Origin of the sequence: Azohydromonas lata NBRC 102462 (genome assembly GCF_001571085.1) — a bacterium.
GTDB classification, from domain to species: domain Bacteria; phylum Pseudomonadota; class Gammaproteobacteria; order Burkholderiales; family Burkholderiaceae_C; genus Azohydromonas; species Azohydromonas lata.
On the sequence record NZ_BCTC01000134.1, the window covers coordinates 1 to 15,737 of the forward strand.

30 protein-coding genes are annotated in these 15,737 nt (G+C 63.1%); all 30 read left to right on the plus strand.

Going from position 1 to position 15,737, the window contains the following annotated elements; genetic code table 11:
- Positions 1-91: 91 nt before the first annotated feature.
- The 30 genes from rpsJ to rplQ all read left to right on the plus strand — a co-directional run bounded on the left by rpsJ (position 92) and on the right by rplQ (position 15,527).
- Positions 92-403, plus strand: coding sequence for a 30S ribosomal protein S10 (gene rpsJ / locus ALA01S_RS27300; protein WP_019561663.1), 312 nt, complete (start codon positions 92-94; stop codon positions 401-403).
- 210 nt (positions 404-613) lie between these two features.
- Positions 614-1,285, plus strand: a complete 672-nt coding sequence (gene rplC / locus ALA01S_RS27305) for a 50S ribosomal protein L3 (protein ID WP_066342432.1) — start codon at positions 614-616, stop codon at positions 1,283-1,285.
- Complete coding sequence (gene rplD / locus ALA01S_RS27310; protein WP_066342433.1) at positions 1,285-1,905, plus strand: 50S ribosomal protein L4; 621 nt, start codon at positions 1,285-1,287, stop codon at positions 1,903-1,905. Before rplC ends, rplD begins: the two co-directional genes overlap by 1 nt.
- Complete coding sequence (rplW, locus tag ALA01S_RS27315; protein WP_028997298.1) at positions 1,902-2,216, plus strand: 50S ribosomal protein L23; 315 nt, start codon at positions 1,902-1,904, stop codon at positions 2,214-2,216. The genes rplD and rplW overlap by 4 nt, the downstream gene beginning before the upstream one ends.
- Entirely contained in the window at positions 2,216-3,040 is an 825-nt protein-coding gene (gene rplB / locus ALA01S_RS27320) for a 50S ribosomal protein L2 (protein WP_066342434.1), read from the plus strand. Before rplW ends, rplB begins: the two co-directional genes overlap by 1 nt.
- 15 nt (positions 3,041-3,055) lie before the next feature.
- Positions 3,056-3,331, plus strand: a complete 276-nt coding sequence (gene rpsS / locus ALA01S_RS27325) for a 30S ribosomal protein S19 (RefSeq protein WP_066342435.1) — start codon at positions 3,056-3,058, stop codon at positions 3,329-3,331.
- A gap of 12 nt (positions 3,332-3,343) precedes the next feature.
- Positions 3,344-3,673 (plus strand): 50S ribosomal protein L22, encoded by a 330-nt coding sequence (rplV, locus tag ALA01S_RS27330; protein WP_066342456.1) that lies wholly within the window; start codon positions 3,344-3,346, stop codon positions 3,671-3,673.
- Between the two features lie 16 nt (positions 3,674-3,689).
- Entirely contained in the window at positions 3,690-4,511 is an 822-nt protein-coding gene (rpsC, locus tag ALA01S_RS27335) for a 30S ribosomal protein S3 (protein WP_066342436.1), read from the plus strand.
- 12 nt (positions 4,512-4,523) lie between these two features.
- Positions 4,524-4,940, plus strand: a complete 417-nt coding sequence (gene rplP / locus ALA01S_RS27340; protein ID WP_066342437.1) for a 50S ribosomal protein L16 — start codon at positions 4,524-4,526, stop codon at positions 4,938-4,940.
- Between the two features lie 14 nt (positions 4,941-4,954).
- Positions 4,955-5,155: a 50S ribosomal protein L29 gene (gene rpmC, locus ALA01S_RS27345; protein ID WP_066342438.1), complete on the plus strand. Its 201-nt coding sequence runs from the start codon at positions 4,955-4,957 to the stop codon at positions 5,153-5,155.
- Positions 5,152-5,439 carry a 30S ribosomal protein S17 gene (gene rpsQ, locus ALA01S_RS27350; RefSeq protein ID WP_066342439.1) on the plus strand — a complete coding sequence of 96 codons (288 nt, stop codon included), beginning with the start codon at positions 5,152-5,154 and terminating at the stop codon, positions 5,437-5,439. The genes rpmC and rpsQ overlap by 4 nt, the downstream gene beginning before the upstream one ends.
- Positions 5,440-5,532: 93 nt before the next feature.
- A complete protein-coding gene (locus ALA01S_RS27355; RefSeq protein ID WP_066342440.1) occupies positions 5,533-6,048 on the plus strand; it encodes a peroxiredoxin in 516 nt (171 codons plus the stop codon).
- A gap of 318 nt (positions 6,049-6,366) precedes the next feature.
- Positions 6,367-6,735, plus strand: a complete 369-nt coding sequence (gene rplN, locus ALA01S_RS27360) for a 50S ribosomal protein L14 (protein WP_028997289.1) — start codon at positions 6,367-6,369, stop codon at positions 6,733-6,735.
- A gap of 22 nt (positions 6,736-6,757) precedes the next feature.
- Positions 6,758-7,075 carry a 50S ribosomal protein L24 gene (rplX, locus tag ALA01S_RS27365; protein ID WP_066342441.1) on the plus strand — a complete coding sequence of 106 codons (318 nt, stop codon included), beginning with the start codon at positions 6,758-6,760 and terminating at the stop codon, positions 7,073-7,075.
- A 12-nt stretch (positions 7,076-7,087) separates the two neighbouring features.
- Positions 7,088-7,642 (plus strand): 50S ribosomal protein L5, encoded by a 555-nt coding sequence (rplE, locus tag ALA01S_RS27370; protein WP_066342442.1) that lies wholly within the window; start codon positions 7,088-7,090, stop codon positions 7,640-7,642.
- An 8-nt stretch (positions 7,643-7,650) separates the two neighbouring features.
- Positions 7,651-7,956, plus strand: a complete 306-nt coding sequence (gene rpsN / locus ALA01S_RS27375) for a 30S ribosomal protein S14 (protein ID WP_066342443.1) — start codon at positions 7,651-7,653, stop codon at positions 7,954-7,956.
- Between the two features lie 24 nt (positions 7,957-7,980).
- Positions 7,981-8,376: a 30S ribosomal protein S8 gene (rpsH, locus tag ALA01S_RS27380; RefSeq protein ID WP_066342444.1), complete on the plus strand. Its 396-nt coding sequence runs from the start codon at positions 7,981-7,983 to the stop codon at positions 8,374-8,376.
- A gap of 13 nt (positions 8,377-8,389) precedes the next feature.
- Positions 8,390-8,923 (plus strand): 50S ribosomal protein L6, encoded by a 534-nt coding sequence (gene rplF, locus ALA01S_RS27385; RefSeq protein WP_066342445.1) that lies wholly within the window; start codon positions 8,390-8,392, stop codon positions 8,921-8,923.
- A gap of 11 nt (positions 8,924-8,934) precedes the next feature.
- Complete coding sequence (gene rplR / locus ALA01S_RS27390) at positions 8,935-9,303, plus strand: 50S ribosomal protein L18 (protein WP_066342446.1); 369 nt, start codon at positions 8,935-8,937, stop codon at positions 9,301-9,303.
- 12 nt (positions 9,304-9,315) lie between these two features.
- Positions 9,316-9,834, plus strand: a complete 519-nt coding sequence (gene rpsE / locus ALA01S_RS27395) for a 30S ribosomal protein S5 (protein ID WP_066342447.1) — start codon at positions 9,316-9,318, stop codon at positions 9,832-9,834.
- Between the two features lie 20 nt (positions 9,835-9,854).
- Positions 9,855-10,037 (plus strand): 50S ribosomal protein L30, encoded by a 183-nt coding sequence (gene rpmD, locus ALA01S_RS27400; RefSeq protein ID WP_066342448.1) that lies wholly within the window; start codon positions 9,855-9,857, stop codon positions 10,035-10,037.
- Between the two features lie 35 nt (positions 10,038-10,072).
- Positions 10,073-10,504 carry a 50S ribosomal protein L15 gene (rplO, locus tag ALA01S_RS27405; protein ID WP_066342449.1) on the plus strand — a complete coding sequence of 144 codons (432 nt, stop codon included), beginning with the start codon at positions 10,073-10,075 and terminating at the stop codon, positions 10,502-10,504.
- 18 nt (positions 10,505-10,522) lie between these two features.
- Entirely contained in the window at positions 10,523-11,833 is a 1,311-nt protein-coding gene (gene secY / locus ALA01S_RS27410; RefSeq protein ID WP_066342450.1) for a preprotein translocase subunit SecY, read from the plus strand.
- Between the two features lie 7 nt (positions 11,834-11,840).
- Positions 11,841-12,059 (plus strand): translation initiation factor IF-1, encoded by a 219-nt coding sequence (infA, locus tag ALA01S_RS27415; RefSeq protein ID WP_025495304.1) that lies wholly within the window; start codon positions 11,841-11,843, stop codon positions 12,057-12,059.
- Positions 12,060-12,085: 26 nt separating this feature from the next.
- On the plus strand, positions 12,086-12,199 hold the full coding sequence (rpmJ, locus tag ALA01S_RS27420; protein WP_028997278.1) for a 50S ribosomal protein L36: 114 nt from the start codon (positions 12,086-12,088) through the stop codon (positions 12,197-12,199).
- Between the two features lie 38 nt (positions 12,200-12,237).
- A complete protein-coding gene (gene rpsM / locus ALA01S_RS27425; protein WP_066342451.1) occupies positions 12,238-12,603 on the plus strand; it encodes a 30S ribosomal protein S13 in 366 nt (121 codons plus the stop codon).
- A 30-nt stretch (positions 12,604-12,633) separates the two neighbouring features.
- A complete protein-coding gene (gene rpsK, locus ALA01S_RS27430; protein WP_066342452.1) occupies positions 12,634-13,038 on the plus strand; it encodes a 30S ribosomal protein S11 in 405 nt (134 codons plus the stop codon).
- A 192-nt stretch (positions 13,039-13,230) separates the two neighbouring features.
- Positions 13,231-13,854, plus strand: coding sequence for a 30S ribosomal protein S4 (gene rpsD / locus ALA01S_RS27435; protein WP_066342453.1), 624 nt, complete (start codon positions 13,231-13,233; stop codon positions 13,852-13,854).
- Between the two features lie 161 nt (positions 13,855-14,015).
- Positions 14,016-15,002 (plus strand): DNA-directed RNA polymerase subunit alpha, encoded by a 987-nt coding sequence (locus ALA01S_RS27440; protein ID WP_066342454.1) that lies wholly within the window; start codon positions 14,016-14,018, stop codon positions 15,000-15,002.
- A 123-nt stretch (positions 15,003-15,125) separates the two neighbouring features.
- Positions 15,126-15,527, plus strand: a complete 402-nt coding sequence (gene rplQ, locus ALA01S_RS27445; protein WP_066342455.1) for a 50S ribosomal protein L17 — start codon at positions 15,126-15,128, stop codon at positions 15,525-15,527.
- The last annotated feature ends 210 nt before the right edge of the window (positions 15,528-15,737 follow it).

The following is a 15,737-nucleotide window of genomic DNA, read 5'->3' on the forward strand; positions in this document are numbered from 1 at the left end:
GCAGTTGCGTGACGGCCCGGGCCTGCAGGGGCTCGGGTTGCGCCTTCACACCGTGGCCTGCGGGCCGCATCGCTCTTTTCAAGGAAACGTCATGCAAAAGCAGAAGATCCGCATCCGCCTCAAGGCCTTCGATTACAAGCTGATCGACCAGTCGGCCCTCGAGATCGTGGACACGGCCAAGCGCACCGGCGCCATCGTCAAGGGCCCCGTGCCCCTGCCGACCCGCATGCAGCGCTTCGACATCCTGCGCTCGCCGCACGTCAACAAGACCTCGCGCGACCAGTTCGAGATCCGCACCCACCAGCGCCTGATGGACATCGTCGATCCCACGGACAAGACCGTGGACGCGCTGATGAAGCTCGACCTGCCCGCTGGCGTGGACGTCGAGATCAAGCTGCAGTAATTGCAGTTGAGCGATTGAGGCTGGCGCGGGGTTTTCCGCGTCTGCTACAATCGCCGGCTTTGCACGAGGGCGCCCTTATGAGGGCGCTTTTTGTGCAGGTAGGCAGTGCCCACGCAGTCGTTTGCGAAGCACTGCCTGCAATGTCATCCCGGCCAATCGTTGTCGGGTGTCTGAAACAAAGGCCTCGCCATGCGGGGCTGGAGAAAAACCATGAGTCTGAGCAATCGCCTCGGATTGCTGGGTCGCAAGGTGGGCATGATGCGCATCTTCACGGACGACGGCGACGCCGTGCCCGTGACTGTGCTGGACGTGTCCAACAACCGCGTCACCCAAGTCAAGACCGAAGAGACCGACGGCTACAGCGCCGTTCAGGTGGCGTTCGGCACGCGCAAGGCTTCGCGCGTGACCAAGCCTGAAGCTGGTCACCTGGCCAAGGCTGGCGTCGAGCCGGCAGAAGTGCTGAAGGAATTCCGCGTCCCCGCCGACGTGGCTGCGCAATACCAGCCGGGCGCCGCCGTGCCCGTGACGCTGTTTGCCGCTGGCCAACTGGTGGACGTGCAGGGCACCTCCATCGGTAAGGGCTTCACCGGCACCATCAAGCGCCACAACTTCGGCTCGCAGCGCGCGTCGCACGGTAACAGCCGTTCGCACAACGTGCCGGGTTCGATCTCGATGGCGCAGGATCCGGGCCGCGTGTTCCCGGGCAAGAAGATGTCGGGCCACATGGGCGACGAGACCGTCACCACCCAGAACCTGGACATCGTGCGCGTGGACGAAGCTCGCTCGCTGCTGCTGGTGCGCGGTGCAGTCCCTGGGTCGAAGAACGGCCACGTGGTCGTGCGTCCCGCCGTCAAGGTCAAGGTTAAGAAAGGGGCCCAGTAATGCAGCTCGAGCTCCTGAACGAGCAGGGTCAGGCCACCTCCAAGGTTGACGCCCCCGACACCGTTTTCGCTCGTGACTACAACGAAGCGCTGGTGCACCAAGTGGTCGTGGCCTACCAGGCCAACGCCCGTCAAGGCACCCGCAAGCAGCTCACGCGCGCCGAAGTTCACCACTCCACGAAGAAGCCGTTCCGCCAAAAGGGCACCGGCCGCGCTCGTGCGGGTATGACGTCCTCGCCGCTGTGGCGCGGAGGCGGTCGGATTTTCCCGAATTCGCCCAACGAGAACTTCACGCACAAGGTCAACAAGAAGATGTACCGCGCCGGCATGGCCGCCATCTTCTCGCAGCTGGCCCGTGAAGGCCGTCTGGCTGTGGTGGACTCGCTGTCCATCGAAGCCCCCAAGACCAAGCTGCTGGCCCAGAAGTTCAAGGCCATGGGCCTGGACTCCGTGCTCGTGATCGCCGACCAGATCGACGACAACCTGGCACTGGCCTCGCGCAACCTGGCCAACGTGCTCGTGGTCGAGCCGCGTTACGCCGACCCGCTGTCGCTCGTCTTCTACAAGAAGGTGCTGGTGACCAAGGGCGCGATCGAGCAACTCAAGGAGATGTTCGCATGAGCACCCCGAAGTTCGACGAGGGCCGTCTGGCCCAGGTGCTGGTGGCGCCCATCGTGTCCGAGAAGGCCACGAGCGTCTCCGAAAAGCACAACCAGGTCCTGTTCAAGGTCCTGCGCAACGCTACCAAGCCCGAGATCAAGGCCGCTGTTGAACTGATGTTCAAGGTCGAGGTCGAGTCGGTGCAGACCGTGAACCAAAAGGGCAAGGTCAAGCGCTTTGGGCGCTCCATCGGCCGCCGCGACCACGTCAAGAAGGCGTATGTGTCGCTCAAGGAAGGCCAGGAGCTCAACTTCGGTGGGGAGGCCGCGTAATGGCTGTCGTCAAGATCAAACCGACTTCGCCGGGCCGTCGTGGCCAGGTGAAGGTGGTGCACAACCATCTGCACAAGGGCGCTCCCGAAGCTTCGCTGCTCGAGCCCCAGAAGCAGAAGGCTGGCCGCAACAACAACGGCCACATCACGATGCGTCACAAGGGTGGTGGCCACAAGCACCACTACCGTGTGGTGGACTTCAAGCGCACCAAGGACGGCATCCCCGCCAAGGTCGAGCGCATCGAGTACGACCCCAACCGCACGGCCCACATCGCCCTGGTGTGCTATGCCGACGGCGAGCGTCGCTACATCATCGCTCCGCGCGGCCTGGAAGCCGGTGCCACCGTGATCAGCGGCTCTGAAGCCCCGATCAAGGCCGGCAACACGCTGCCCATCCGCAACATCCCCGTGGGCTCGACCATCCATTGCGTCGAGATGCTGCCGGGCAAGGGTGCGCAGATCGCGCGCTCGGCCGGTACCTCGGTGACGCTGATGGCCCGCGAAGGCTCCTACGCCCAGGTTCGCCTGCGCTCGGGTGAAGTGCGTCGCATCCACATCGAGTGCCGCGCCACCATCGGTGAAGTCAGCAACGAAGAGCACAGCCTGCGCCAGTACGGCAAGGCCGGTGCAATGCGTTGGAAGGGCATCCGTCCGACCGTTCGTGGCGTGGCCATGAACCCGGTGGACCACCCGCACGGTGGCGGCGAAGGCCGTACCGGCGAGGGCCAGGTGCCGGTGTCGCCGTGGAACACGATGACCAAGGGCTATCGCACCCGCAACAACAAGCGCACGCAGACGTTCATCGTCTCGCGTCGCAAAAAGTAAGAAGGGCAGCACCAGATGGCACGCTCTCTGAAAAAGGGTCCCTTCGTGGACCACCACCTGATGGCCAAGGTCGAGAAGGCCGTGGCGATCAAGGACAAGAAGCCGATCAAGACCTGGTCGCGTCGCTCGACGATCCTGCCCGAGTTCATCGGCCTGACGATCGCCGTGCACAACGGCAAGCAGCACGTGCCCGTGTACGTGTCCGACCAGATGGTCGGCCACAAGCTGGGCGAGTTCGCGCTGACCCGGACCTTCAAGGGTCACCCGGCCGACAAGAAGGCCAAGCGCTAAAGGATGACGACCATGGAAACCCGTGCAATCGTTCGCGGCGTCCGCCTCTCGGCCGACAAGGGCCGCCTGGTGGCCGATCTGGTCCGCGGCAAGAAGGTGGACCAGGCGCTCAACATCCTGATGTTCACGCAGAAGAAGGCCGCCGGCATCATCAAGAAGGCGCTGGAGTCCGCGATCGCCAACGCCGAGCACAACGACGGCGCCGACATCGACGAACTGAAGGTCACTTCGATTTACGTCGAGCAGGCTGCCACGCTCAAGCGTTTTTCCGCGCGCGCCAAGGGCCGCGGCAACCGCATCAGCAAGCCCACCTGCCACATCTTTGTGACGGTCGGCAACTGAGGCGCTGAGGAAGACTATGGGACAGAAAATCCATCCGACCGGCTTCCGCCTGCCCGTCACCCGTGCCTGGGCGTCGCGTTGGTACGCGTCGAACACCAACTTCGCCGGCATGCTGGCCGAAGACCTGCAGGTGCGTGACTACCTGCGCCAGCGCCTGAAGAACGCTGCCGTGTCGCGCGTGCTGATCGAGCGCCCCGCCAAGAACGCCCGCATCACCATCTTCTCGGCTCGTCCGGGCGTGGTGATCGGCAAGAAGGGCGAGGACATCGAGAACCTGAAGGCCGAACTGACCAAGCGTCTGGGCGTGCCGGTGGCGGTGAACATCGAGGAAGTGCGCAAGCCCGAACTCGACGCGCAACTGATCGCCGACTCGATCACCCAGCAGCTGGAAAAGCGCATCATGTTCCGCCGCGCCATGAAGCGCGCGATGCAGAACGCCATGCGCCTGGGCGCCCAGGGCATCAAGATCATGAGCGCCGGCCGCCTCAACGGCATCGAAATCGCTCGTACCGAGTGGTATCGCGAAGGTCGTGTGCCCCTGCACACGCTCAAGGCCGACATCGACTACGGCTTCTCGGAAGCCCGCACGACCTATGGCGTCATCGGCGTCAAGGTGTGGGTGTACCGCGGTGACCGTCTGGCCAGCGGCGAAGCCCCTGGCATCGTGACGCCCGCCGGTGAAGAAGAGCGCCGTCCGCGTCGCAACGCCCGTCCGGGTCCGGGTGGCCGTGGCCGTCCCGACGGCCGTGACGGTCGTGGTCCGCGCGGTGACGGTGGCAGCGACAAGCCTGCCGGCGGCGCGCCGCAGCGCGTGCGCAAGGCGCCCACGGGTGCCTAAGGAGAACTAGCAATGCTGCAACCCTCTCGTCGCAAGTTCCGCAAGGAACAAAAAGGCCGCAACACCGGTATCGCCACGCGCGGTGCCGCCGTGTCGTTCGGTGAATTCGGCCTGAAGGCCACCGAGCGCGGCCGCATCACCGCCCGTCAGATCGAAGCTGCGCGTCGTGCCATTTCGCGTCACATCAAGCGCGGCGGCCGCATCTTCATCCGCATCTTCCCGGACAAGCCGATCTCGCAAAAACCTGCCGAAGTCCGTATGGGTAACGGTAAGGGCAACCCCGAGTACTACGTGGCCGAGATCCAGCCGGGCAAGGTGCTCTACGAAATCAACGGCGTGCCCGAGCAGCTCGCCCGCGAAGCGTTCACGCTGGCCGCTGCCAAGCTGCCCCTGCGTTGCACCTTCGTGGCGCGCCAAGTCGGCGCCTGAGATCGGAGAACCTCATGAAAGCATCTGAACTCCGCGCCAAGGACGTCGCCGAACTGGAGAAGGAAATCTCCGACCTGCTCAAGGCCCACTTCGGCCTGCGCATGCAAAAGGCGACCCAACAACTGAGCAACCATTCCGTACTGGGCAAGACGCGCCGCGACATCGCGCGCGCCAAGACCGTGCTGGCTCAGAAGAAGAAGGAAGCCGCCCAATGAACGCCCAAGCCCAAAACGCCGAAGGCAAGGCCAAGGTCGTCCGTACCTTCATCGGCAAGGTCGTGAGCGACAAGCGCGCCAAGACCGTGACGGTGCTGGTGGAGCGCCGCGTCAAGCACGAGCTGTACGGCAAGATCGTTGCGCGCTCGAACAAGTACCACGCCCACGATGAGAACGGCGAGTACAAGGTCGGCGACACGGTCGAGATCACGGAAAGCCGTCCCATCTCCAAGACCAAGTCTTGGGTGGTGACGCGCCTGGTCGAAAAGGCCAAGGTGGTCTGATCTTTCGGACACCAGCGTCCGCAAAGAGCGGCCGCCCCGTCGGTTCACCGGCGCGGCGGCCGTTTTTCTTTCTCAACCCTGGAGACAAGCGACATGCTTCAAGTCGGTGACCGAGTGCCTGCGGGCACGCTGTACGAGTTCATCGAGGTGGAAGGCGAGGGCTGCAGCCTGGGCCCCAACGCCTTCGACATTGCCCAAAGCACGGCAGGCAAGACCATTGCGATCTTCGGCTTGCCCGGGGCGTTCACGCCCACGTGCTCGGCGCAGCATGTGCCCGGCTATGTCGCTGCCGCGGACGAGTTCAAGGCCGCGGGGGTGGACGAGATTTGGTGCGTTTCCGTCAATGACGCCTTTGTGATGGGGGCCTGGGGCCGTGAGCAGGGTACTGCCGACAAGGTGCGCATGATGGCGGACGGCAGTGGCGACTTCGCGCGCACCACTGGCCTGGAGTTGGACCTCAGCGGCCGAGGCCTGGGCACGCGGCTGCAGCGCTGCTCCATGCTGGTAGTCGATGGCGTCGTGTGCACACTCAACGTCGAGGCGCCGGGCAAGTTCGAGGTCAGCGACGCGCAGACGCTGCTGGCCCAGGCGCGCGCGCTCAGGGGCTGATTCGCCTGACGGCGCCGGCGTCCATCGGGCGCCGGCGCTGTCGAGGTTTCAAGCGGGGTTGGGCATTCGCGCGCGATGCGGCAGACGTGCCGCCTGGTGGGTGGGTGTCCAATAACCCTGCATCGCTGCTGCCTTGACACGGCAGTGTTTTTCGCTGCATAATCAGCAGCTTCGCCGGAAGACCGGCTTGTATCCGTGTGCGGTACAGGCAAGGTCCCCGGATCCGCCCCAACCGCCGGCTCTGCTTGAGCTGGTGCGACGGGCCCAAGACTGACCGGTGCGATGTTGTTGTCGCGCTGGGGCAAGTTGGGGACAGACATGATCCAAATGCAATCGCGACTCGACGTCGCTGACAACACGGGCGCGAAATCCGTCATGTGCATCAAGGTGCTCGGCGGTTCCAAGCGTCGTTATGCCGGCATTGGCGACATCATCAAGGTCAGCATCAAGGAAGCTGCGCCTCGTGGTCGCGTCAAGAAGGGTGAGGTTTACAGCGCCGTGGTGGTGCGCACGGCCAAGGGCGTGCGCCGTCAGGACGGTTCGCTGGTGAAGTTCGACGGCAATGCCGCCGTGCTGCTGAACAACAAGCTCGAGCCCATCGGTACCCGCATCTTCGGCCCGGTGACGCGTGAACTGCGTACCGAGCGCTTCATGAAGATCGTCTCGCTCGCGCCCGAAGTGCTCTGAGCCCCAGGTCAAAGGACAGACCATGAACAAGATTCGCAAGGGCGACCAGGTCATCGTGCTGACCGGCCGCGACAAGGGCAAGCGTGGCACCGTTTCGCAGCGCGTGGACGACTCGTACCTGATCGTTGAGGGCGTGAACGTTGCCAAGAAGCACGTCAAGCCGAACCCGATGAAGGGCACGACCGGTGGCGTGGTGGACAAGACCATGCCGATTCACCAGTCCAACGTCGCCATCTTCAATGCCGCCACTGGCAAGGCTGATCGCGTCGGCATCAAGCTGCTGGCCGATGGCAAGAAGGTGCGCGTGTACAAGTCCAGCGGCGACGAGATTCAGGCTTAAGTCGAGGTTCGAATGGCTCAGCAACAAAACGCTCGTCTGCAGCAGCAGTACCGCGAAAAGGTCGTGCCGGCCTTGATGGAAAAGTTCGGCTACAAGTCTGTGATGCAGGTGCCGCGCCTGACCAAGATCACGCTCAACATGGGCGTGAGCGAGGCGGTGTCGGACAAGAAGGTCATGGACCACGCTGTGGGCGACCTCACCAAGATCGCCGGCCAGAAGCCCGTGATCACCAAGTCCAAGAAGGCTATCGCCGGTTTCAAGATCCGCGAGAACGTGCCCATTGGCTGCATGGTCACCTTGCGTGGCGTGCAGATGTACGAATTCCTGGACCGTTTCGTCACCATCGCGCTGCCGCGCGTGCGTGACTTCCGCGGTATCTCGGGTCGTTCTTTCGACGGTCGCGGCAACTACAACGTCGGTGTCAAGGAACAGATCATTTTCCCCGAGATCGAGTACGACAAGATCGACGCCATCCGTGGTCTGAACATCAGCATCACGACGACGGCCAAGACCGACGAAGAGTGCAAGGCCCTGCTGCAGGCCTTCCGTTTCCCGTTCAAGAACTGAGGTGACCTGTGGCCAAACTTTCCCTCATCCAGCGTGAGAAGAAGCGCGAACAGCTGGTCGCCAAGTTCGCCAAGAAGTATGCCGAGCTCAAGGCCGTCATCGACGATGCCAAGCGCTCGGAAGAAGAGCGCTACGCCGCGCGTCTGGAACTGCAGAAGCTGCCCCGCAATGCCTATCCGACCCGTCTGCGCAACCGTTGCGAGATGACGGGCCGTCCCCGCGGCACCTTCCGCCAGTTCGGTCTGGCGCGTACCAAGATTCGTGAACTGGCCTTCAAGGGCGACATCCCCGGTGTCGTCAAGGCCAGCTGGTAAGTCGGCGAGAGCAGGAGATTTCGAATGAGCATGAGTGATCCGATCGCCGACATGCTGACGCGCATCCGCAACGCGCAAAGCGTTGACAAGGCTAGCGTGTCCATGCCGTCGTCCAAGCTGAAGGTGGCGATTGCCCAGGTCCTGAAGGACGAGGGTTATATCGACGGTTACGCCATCAAGGGCGAAGCCGGCAAGTCCGAGCTGGAAATTTCGTTGAAGTACTACGCGGGCCGTCCGGTGATCGAGCGCATCGAGCGCGTGAGCCGCCCGGGTCTGCGCATCTACAAGGGCCGTCACGACATTCCTCAGGTCATGAATGGCCTGGGCGTGGCGATCGTCACCACCCCTCAGGGTGTGATGACGGACCGCAAGGCGCGCGCTGCCGGCATCGGCGGCGAAGTGCTGTGCTACGTGGCCTAAGGAGAGACGAGCAATGTCCCGCGTTGGAAAAATGCCCATCGCCGTCCCGCAGGGCGTGGACGTGTCGGTGACGGCCGATCAAATTACCGTCAAGGGTGCGCAAGGCACGCTGTCCCGTTCCGTGAGCTCGCTGGTGACGGTGAGCAACGAGGCCGGCACGGTGCGCTTTGCCCCGGTCAACGACAGCGCTGAAGCCGACGCCATGAGCGGCACGCTGCGCGCGCTGGTCAACAACATGGTCACGGGTGTGAGCAAGGGCTTCGAGCGCAAGCTCAACCTGGTGGGCGTGGGCTTCCGCGCCCAGGCTCAGGGCCAGAAGCTGAACCTGCAGGTTGGTTTCTCGCACCCGGTGGTCAAGGATATGCCCGCCGGTATCACGGTGCAGTGCCCGACCCAGACCGAGATCCTCATCAAGGGTGCCGACCGCCAAGTGGTGGGTCAGGTGGCTGCTGAAGTTCGCGCCATCCGGCCGCCCGAGCCTTACAAGGGCAAGGGTATCCGCTACAGCGACGAGCGCGTGGTCCTCAAAGAGACCAAGAAGAAGTAAGGAGTGGCAGCATGACCATCAACAAGAAGGATCAGCGCATCCGCCGCTCGCGCCAGACGCGTGCGCGCATCGCCGTGCAGCGCGTGGCGCGCCTGACGGTGTTCCGCTCCAATCTGCATATCTACGCCAGCGTCATTTCCGACTGCGGTACCAAGGTGCTGGCCAGCGCCTCGACGGCCGAGAAGGAAGTGCGCGAACAACTGGGTGCCGAGGGCAAGGGTGGCAACGTTGCCGCCGCGACCATCATCGGCAAGCGCATCGCCGAGAAGGCCAAGGCTGCCGGCATCGAGAAAGTGGCTTTCGACCGCGCTGGCTTCGCCTACCACGGCCGCGTCAAGGCGCTGGCCGAGGCTGCGCGCGAAGCGGGCCTGCAGTTCTGACCAGGATTCAACATGGCAAAGTTTCAACCTCGCGCTCAGACTGAAGGCAACGACGACGGTCTGAAGGAAAAGATGATCGCGGTCAACCGCGTCACCAAGGTCGTCAAGGGCGGCCGCACCATGAGCTTCGCAGCTCTGACGGTGGTGGGTGACGGCGACGGCCGTATCGGCATGGGCAAGGGCAAGGCCAAGGAAGTGCCGGTGTCCGTGCAGAAGGCCATGGAGTCCGCTCGCCGCAACATGTTCAAGGTTGCGCTGAAGAACGGCACCGTGTTCCACAACCTGCGTGGCGAGCATGGCGCTGCCAAGGTGCTGCTGGCTCCCGCGCCGGCCGGTACCGGCATCATCGCTGGCGGCCCGATGCGTGCCGTCTTCGAAGTGATGGGCGTCACCGACATCGTGGCCAAGAGCCTGGGTTCGTCCAACGCCTACAACATGGTGCGTGCGACGCTGGATGCTCTGCGCCGTTCCACCACGCCGGCTGAAGTCGCGGCCAAGCGCGGCAAGACGGTCGAAGACATTCTCGGCTGAGCCGTACGCGGAGAACAACCATGGCTGACAAGCAAACCCTGAAGGTCAAGCTGGTGCGCAGCGTGATCGGCACCAAGCAGTCCCACCGCGACACCGTGCGCGGCCTGGGCCTGCGCAAGCTCAACAGCGAGTCTGTCCTCGAGGACACGCCCGCGGTGCGCGGCATGATCAACAAGGTCGCCTACCTCGTGAAGGTGCTGTAAGGCATCCACGAGAGCAGGCACAAGGAATTCGAACCATGCAACTCAACACCATCAAGCCCGCCTCGGGCGCCAAGCATGCCAAGCGCCGTGTTGGCCGTGGCATCGGCTCGGGCCTGGGCAAGACCGCGGGCCGCGGCCATAAGGGCCAGAAGTCGCGTGCCGGCGGCTTCCATAAGGTGGGCTTCGAAGGCGGCCAAATGCCGCTGCAGCGCCGCCTGCCCAAGCGCGGCTTCAAGTCCGCTTCGCTGAAGTACAACGCCGAGATCACCCTGGCCGAGCTGCAACAGCTCGAAGCTGCGGAAGTGAACCTCGTGGTGCTCAAGGCCGCTGGCCTGGTGCCCGAGATCGCTCGCAACGTGAAGGTGATCAAGTCGGGTGAGCTCAGCCGCAAGGTTGCGCTGTCCGGTATCGGCGCCACCGCCGGTGCCCGTGCCGCCATCGAGGCGGTCGGCGGCTCGCTGGCTTGAGCCTGAGGACCTGAGCCCGTGGCAACTTCAGCGAACCAGCTGGCCAAGAGCGGCAAGTTCGGCGACCTGCGTCGCCGGCTCGTCTTCCTGGTGCTCGCACTGGTGGTGTATCGCATCGGCGCCCACATCCCGGTGCCGGGGATCGATCCCCATCAGTTGCAGCAGCTCTTCAAGAGCCAGTCGGGCGGCATCCTGAGCCTGTTCAACATGTTCTCCGGCGGAGCGCTTTCGCGCTTCACGGTGTTCGCGTTGGGGATCATGCCGTACATCTCGGCGTCGATCATCATGCAACTGATGACCTACGTCGTGCCCTCGCTGGAGTCGCTCAAGAAGGAAGGCGAGGCCGGTCGGCGCAAGATCACGCAGTACACGCGCTACGGCACGCTGGGTCTGGCGCTGTTCCAGTCGCTGGGCATCGCCCTGGCGCTGGAAGGCTCACAAGGCCTGGTGCTCAACCCGGGTTTCGGCTTCCGCATGACGACGGTGGTCAGCCTGGTGGCCGGCACCATGTTCCTGATGTGGCTGGGTGAGCAGATCACCGAGCGTGGTCTGGGCAACGGCATCTCGATCCTGATTTTCTCGGGCATCGCCGCAGGGCTTCCGGGCTCGGTGGGCGGTCTGTTCGAGCTGGTGCGTACCGGCGCGATGAGCATCATTGCGGCGCTGTTCATCATTGCCATCGTCATCCTCGTCACCTACTTCGTGGTGTTCGTGGAGCGAGGCCAGCGCAAGATCCTGGTGAACTACGCCAAGCGTCAGGTGGGCAACAAGGTCTACGGCGGCCAATCGTCGCACTTGCCCTTGAAGCTCAACATGTCGGGCGTCATCCCGCCGATCTTCGCGTCGTCCATCATCCTGCTGCCTGCGACCATCGTCGGCTGGTTCGCCACCGGTGAAGGTCTGACCTGGCTGAAGGATCTGTCCGGTGCGTTGTCGCCGGGGCAGCCCATCTATGTGCTGCTCTACGCGGCCATGATCGTCTTCTTCTGCTTCTTCTACACGGCGCTGGTGTTCAACAGCCGTGAGACGGCGGACAACCTGAAGAAGAGCGGCGCGTTCATTCCGGGTATCCGCCCGGGTGAAAACACTGCGCGGCACATTGACCGTATCCTCTCGCGTCTGACGCTGGCGGGTGCTGCGTATATCACGCTGGTGTGCCTGCTGCCGGAGTTTCTGGTCCTGAAGTACAACGTTCCGTTTTATTTCGGTGGGACGTCGCTGCTGATCATCGTGGTGGTGACGATGGACTTTTGGGCTCAGGTCCAGAGCTACGTGATGAGCCAGCAGTACGAATCGCTGCTGAAGAAGGCCAACTTCAAGGCAAGCTGAGACGCGCATGGCGAAAGACGACGTCATCCAGATGCAGGGCGAGATTCTCGAAAACCTGCCCAACGCCACCTTCCGGGTGAAGCTTGAGAACGGGCACATTGTGCTCGGTCACATCTCCGGAAAGATGCGGATGCACTACATCCGTATTCTTCCCGGCGACAAGGTCACCGTGGAACTCACCCCCTACGATTTGAGTCGCGCTCGCATCGTCTTCCGGGCGAAATGAGTCATTGAAAGGTCAAGGAGAAGACCATGAAAGTAGCAGCTTCGGTCAAGAAGATGTGCCGCAATTGCAAGATCATCCGCCGCAACGGCGTGGTGCGCGTCATCTGCACCGACCCGCGCCACAAGCAGCGTCAAGGTTGAGCGGCTAGGCCCTCGACGACAGGACACAGAGGTATTCCATGGCACGTATTGCCGGCATCAACATCCCGCCGCACAAGCACACCGAGATCGGCTTGACCTCGATCTACGGTATCGGCCGCACCACCGCGCAGAAGATCTGCGACACGGTCGGCATCGCCTACTCCAAGAAGGTCAAGGACCTCACTGACGCTGATCTGGAAAAGATCCGCGAGGAGATCGGCCGCCTCACCATCGAGGGCGATCTGCGTCGTGAGATGTCGATCAACATCAAGCGGCTGATGGACCTCGGCTGCTACCGTGGCATGCGTCACCGCCGCGGCCTGCCCGTGCGCGGCCAGCGCACCAAGACCAATGCCCGCACCCGCAAGGGTCCGCGCAAGTCCGGCGCCCTGGTCAAGAAGTGAGCTGTTCGCAGCGATTGAGAGATACCGAACATGGCTAAGGCACCTACCAACACCGCCGCGCGTCGCGTCAGCAAGAAGGTTCGCAAGAACATCGCCGACGGCATCGCGCACGTGCACGCGTCGTTCAACAACACGATCATCACGATCACTGACCGCCAAGGTGGCGCCCTCTCTTGGGCTTCCTCCGGTGGTCAGGGCTTCAAGGGCTCGCGCAAGAGCACGCCTTTCGCGGCTCAGGTGGCTGCCGAAACGGCTGGCCGCGCTGCCCAAGAGCAGGGCATCAAGAACCTGGACGTCAAGATCAAGGGCCCCGGCCCGGGTCGCGAGTCCTCGGTTCGCGCGCTGGCTTCGCTGGGCATCCGCATCACGTCGATTTCCGACGTGACGCCTGTGCCGCACAACGGCTGCCGCCCCCAGAAGCGCCGCCGCATCTGATTCCGGTATAGAATCGCGCCCTTTGCCGCCGCCTTCGGGCGGCATTGGCGCTTTCAGCGGCTCCGCGGTGGCTCGGACGACATCGTCTGGCACTGGCGGGGCATAAGACCACCGTCTGAGCGTTTCACAACAAGACCCGCCAGACTCGCGCGAGAAGTGTTCTCGCGTCAGACAGAGATCCAAGGACTGCACGTGGCACGTTACCTCGGCCCCAAGGCCAAACTCTCCCGCCGTGAAGGCACTGACCTGTTCCTGAAGAGCGCCCGCCGCGCCATCAGCGACAAGGCCAAGTTTGACAGCAAGCCTGGCCAGCATGGCCGTACCTCCGGTTCGCGCACCAGCGACTTCGGCCTGCAACTGCGTGAAAAGCAGAAGGTCAAGCGCATGTACGGCGTGCTGGAGCGCCAGTTCCGTCGCTACTTCGCCGAGGCCGAGCGTCGCCGTGGCAACACTGGTGCCAACCTGCTGTCGCTGCTGGAATCGCGTCTGGACAACGTTGTCTATCGCATGGGCTTTGGCTCCACCCGTGCCGAAGCGCGCCAGCTGGTGTCGCACAAGGCGCTGACCGTGAACGGTCAAGTGGTGAACATCGCTTCGTATTTGGTGAAGCCGGGCGACGTTATTGCCGTGCGTGAAAAGGCCAAGAAGCAGCTGCGCATTGTGGACGCGCTGAAGCTGGCTGATTCCATCGGCCTGCCGGCCTGGGTGCAAGTAGATATCGCCAAGATGGAAGGCGTGTTCAAGAAGACCCCGGACCGTGACGAATTCGGTGCCGAGATCAACGAGTCGCTGATCGTCGAACTCTACTCGCGCTGATGCGCGAGCCCTCGTCGCCGCTGGATGCGCCCGCAACGGGTGCGCGCGGCGACGGCAGACCTGCTGCGCATGCCGGGCGTGCAGCAGGCTGTGCAACGCCCGGCAGCTCCATCAGCCTTATCGGTGTAACGAGCCGAGGGTATTGACAGGAACAGGACTCAATGCAAACCAATCTGCTGAAACCCAAGGCCATCAACGTCGAGTCGCTGGGTGGGCATCGTGCCGAAGTGACGCTCGAGCCTTTCGAGCGTGGCTACGGCCACACGCTGGGCAACGCGCTGCGCCGTGTGTTGCTGTCGTCGATGGTGGGTTACGCACCGACGGAAGTCACTATCGCTGGCGTGCTGCACGAGTACTCCACGATCGACGGCGTTCAGGAAGACGTGGTTCACATCATGCTCAACCTCAAGGGCGTGACGTTCCGTCTCCACAATCGTGACGAGGTCACGCTGGTGCTGCGTAAGGAGGGCGAGGGCCCGGTCACCGCCGGTGACATCCAGACGCCGCACGACGTCGAGATCATCAATCCCGAGCATGTCATCGCTCACCTGTCGCAAGGCGGCAAGCTGGACATGCAGATCAAGGTCGAAAAGGGCCGTGGCTACGTGCCGGGCAATATGCGCCGTTACGGTGACGAGGCTACCAAGGCTATCGGCCGTATCGTGCTGGACGCCTCTTTCTCGCCCGTGCGTCGCGTGAGCTACGCCGTCGAGAATGCCCGCGTCGAGCAGCGCACCGATCTTGACAAGCTGGTGATGGAGATCGAGACCAACGGCGCCATCTCGCCCGAGGAAGCAATCCGCGCTTCGGCCAAGATTTTGGTGGAGCAACTGGCTGTGTTTGCGCAACTCGAAGGCAACGAAATTGCCGCCTTCGATCAGCCCGCGCAGCGCAGCGCCCAGTTCGATCCCATCCTGCTGCGTCCCGTGGATGAGCTGGAACTTACCGTGCGCTCGGCCAACTGCCTCAAGGCCGAGAACATCTACTACATCGGCGACCTCATCCAGCGCACCGAGACCGAGCTGCTCAAGACCCCCAACCTGGGTCGTAAGTCGCTCAACGAAATCAAGGAAGTGCTGGCTTCGCGCGGCCTGACCCTGGGTGCACGCCTGGAAAACTGGCCGCCGCAAGGCCTCGACAAGCGTTGAGGTTTAGCCGGGAGCTGCGGCTTCTGGTTTGAACCATTGAAAGAGGGCTGCCTTGGCTGGCAGCCCGGTGCACCCCCCGGTACCTGACACGGCCGGGGGTTTTGATAAGGAAAGGAAAGCACCATGCGCCACCGTAACGGTCCCCGTAAGCTGAACCGCACCAGCGAGCATCGCGCTGCAATGCTGCGCAACATGTGCGTGTCGCTGCTGCAGCACGAAGCCATCAAGACTACGGTTCCGAAGGCCAAGGAACTGCGGCGCGTCGTCGAGCCGCTGATCACGCTGGCCAAGCAGCCGACGCTGGCCAATCGCCGCTTGGCGTTTGACCGCCTGCGTGATCGCGCCATCGTGGTCAAGCTGTTCAACGAGCTGGGCCCCCGCTATCAGACCCGTCCGGGCGGCTATACCCGTATCCTGAAGATGGGCTTCCGTGTTGGTGACAACGCTCCGATGGCCTATGTCGAGCTGGTGGATCGCCCCGAGCCGGCCGTGGCTGCCGAAACCACTGAAGCTGCCGCCGAGTAAACCGGTGACGCAATCGCCCCTGGTGGTTGCTTAAGATGAAGACCCGCCTCGTGCGGGTCTTTTGCTTTGTGTCCTTGCATGTTCCTGCGTGGGCAGGTTCAGTTTCAGTGGCGTGAGGTGTGCTTCACCGCGCTGCTTTTCGGCTCTACGAACGCTAATGAGCCTATAGGCGTGACACTTGCCAAAAACAGTGTTAGAATTTCAGTCTCA

Coding starts and splice junctions, on each gene's coding strand:
- rpsS (WP_066342435.1), top strand. CDS start 3,056: ATGGCACGCTCTCTGAAAAAGGGTCCCTTCGTGGACCACCACCTGATG.
- rplQ (WP_066342455.1), top strand. CDS start 15,126: ATGCGCCACCGTAACGGTCCCCGTAAGCTGAACCGCACCAGCGAGCAT.
- rpmC (WP_066342438.1), top strand. CDS start 4,955: ATGAAAGCATCTGAACTCCGCGCCAAGGACGTCGCCGAACTGGAGAAG.
- rplD (WP_066342433.1), top strand. CDS start 1,285: ATGCAGCTCGAGCTCCTGAACGAGCAGGGTCAGGCCACCTCCAAGGTT.
- rpsJ (WP_019561663.1), top strand. CDS start 92: ATGCAAAAGCAGAAGATCCGCATCCGCCTCAAGGCCTTCGATTACAAG.
- rpmJ (WP_028997278.1), top strand. CDS start 12,086: ATGAAAGTAGCAGCTTCGGTCAAGAAGATGTGCCGCAATTGCAAGATC.
- rpsM (WP_066342451.1), top strand. CDS start 12,238: ATGGCACGTATTGCCGGCATCAACATCCCGCCGCACAAGCACACCGAG.
- rpsE (WP_066342447.1), top strand. CDS start 9,316: ATGGCAAAGTTTCAACCTCGCGCTCAGACTGAAGGCAACGACGACGGT.
- rplO (WP_066342449.1), top strand. CDS start 10,073: ATGCAACTCAACACCATCAAGCCCGCCTCGGGCGCCAAGCATGCCAAG.
- rpsH (WP_066342444.1), top strand. CDS start 7,981: ATGAGCATGAGTGATCCGATCGCCGACATGCTGACGCGCATCCGCAAC.
- rplB (WP_066342434.1), top strand. CDS start 2,216: ATGGCTGTCGTCAAGATCAAACCGACTTCGCCGGGCCGTCGTGGCCAG.
- rplX (WP_066342441.1), top strand. CDS start 6,758: ATGAACAAGATTCGCAAGGGCGACCAGGTCATCGTGCTGACCGGCCGC.
- ALA01S_RS27440 (WP_066342454.1), top strand. CDS start 14,016: ATGCAAACCAATCTGCTGAAACCCAAGGCCATCAACGTCGAGTCGCTG.
- rpmD (WP_066342448.1), top strand. CDS start 9,855: ATGGCTGACAAGCAAACCCTGAAGGTCAAGCTGGTGCGCAGCGTGATC.
- rplW (WP_028997298.1), top strand. CDS start 1,902: ATGAGCACCCCGAAGTTCGACGAGGGCCGTCTGGCCCAGGTGCTGGTG.
- rplF (WP_066342445.1), top strand. CDS start 8,390: ATGTCCCGCGTTGGAAAAATGCCCATCGCCGTCCCGCAGGGCGTGGAC.
- rpsQ (WP_066342439.1), top strand. CDS start 5,152: ATGAACGCCCAAGCCCAAAACGCCGAAGGCAAGGCCAAGGTCGTCCGT.
- rpsC (WP_066342436.1), top strand. CDS start 3,690: ATGGGACAGAAAATCCATCCGACCGGCTTCCGCCTGCCCGTCACCCGT.
- rplP (WP_066342437.1), top strand. CDS start 4,524: ATGCTGCAACCCTCTCGTCGCAAGTTCCGCAAGGAACAAAAAGGCCGC.
- rplV (WP_066342456.1), top strand. CDS start 3,344: ATGGAAACCCGTGCAATCGTTCGCGGCGTCCGCCTCTCGGCCGACAAG.
- rplN (WP_028997289.1), top strand. CDS start 6,367: ATGATCCAAATGCAATCGCGACTCGACGTCGCTGACAACACGGGCGCG.
- rplC (WP_066342432.1), top strand. CDS start 614: ATGAGTCTGAGCAATCGCCTCGGATTGCTGGGTCGCAAGGTGGGCATG.
- rplE (WP_066342442.1), top strand. CDS start 7,088: ATGGCTCAGCAACAAAACGCTCGTCTGCAGCAGCAGTACCGCGAAAAG.
- rpsK (WP_066342452.1), top strand. CDS start 12,634: ATGGCTAAGGCACCTACCAACACCGCCGCGCGTCGCGTCAGCAAGAAG.
- infA (WP_025495304.1), top strand. CDS start 11,841: ATGGCGAAAGACGACGTCATCCAGATGCAGGGCGAGATTCTCGAAAAC.
- rplR (WP_066342446.1), top strand. CDS start 8,935: ATGACCATCAACAAGAAGGATCAGCGCATCCGCCGCTCGCGCCAGACG.
- ALA01S_RS27355 (WP_066342440.1), top strand. CDS start 5,533: ATGCTTCAAGTCGGTGACCGAGTGCCTGCGGGCACGCTGTACGAGTTC.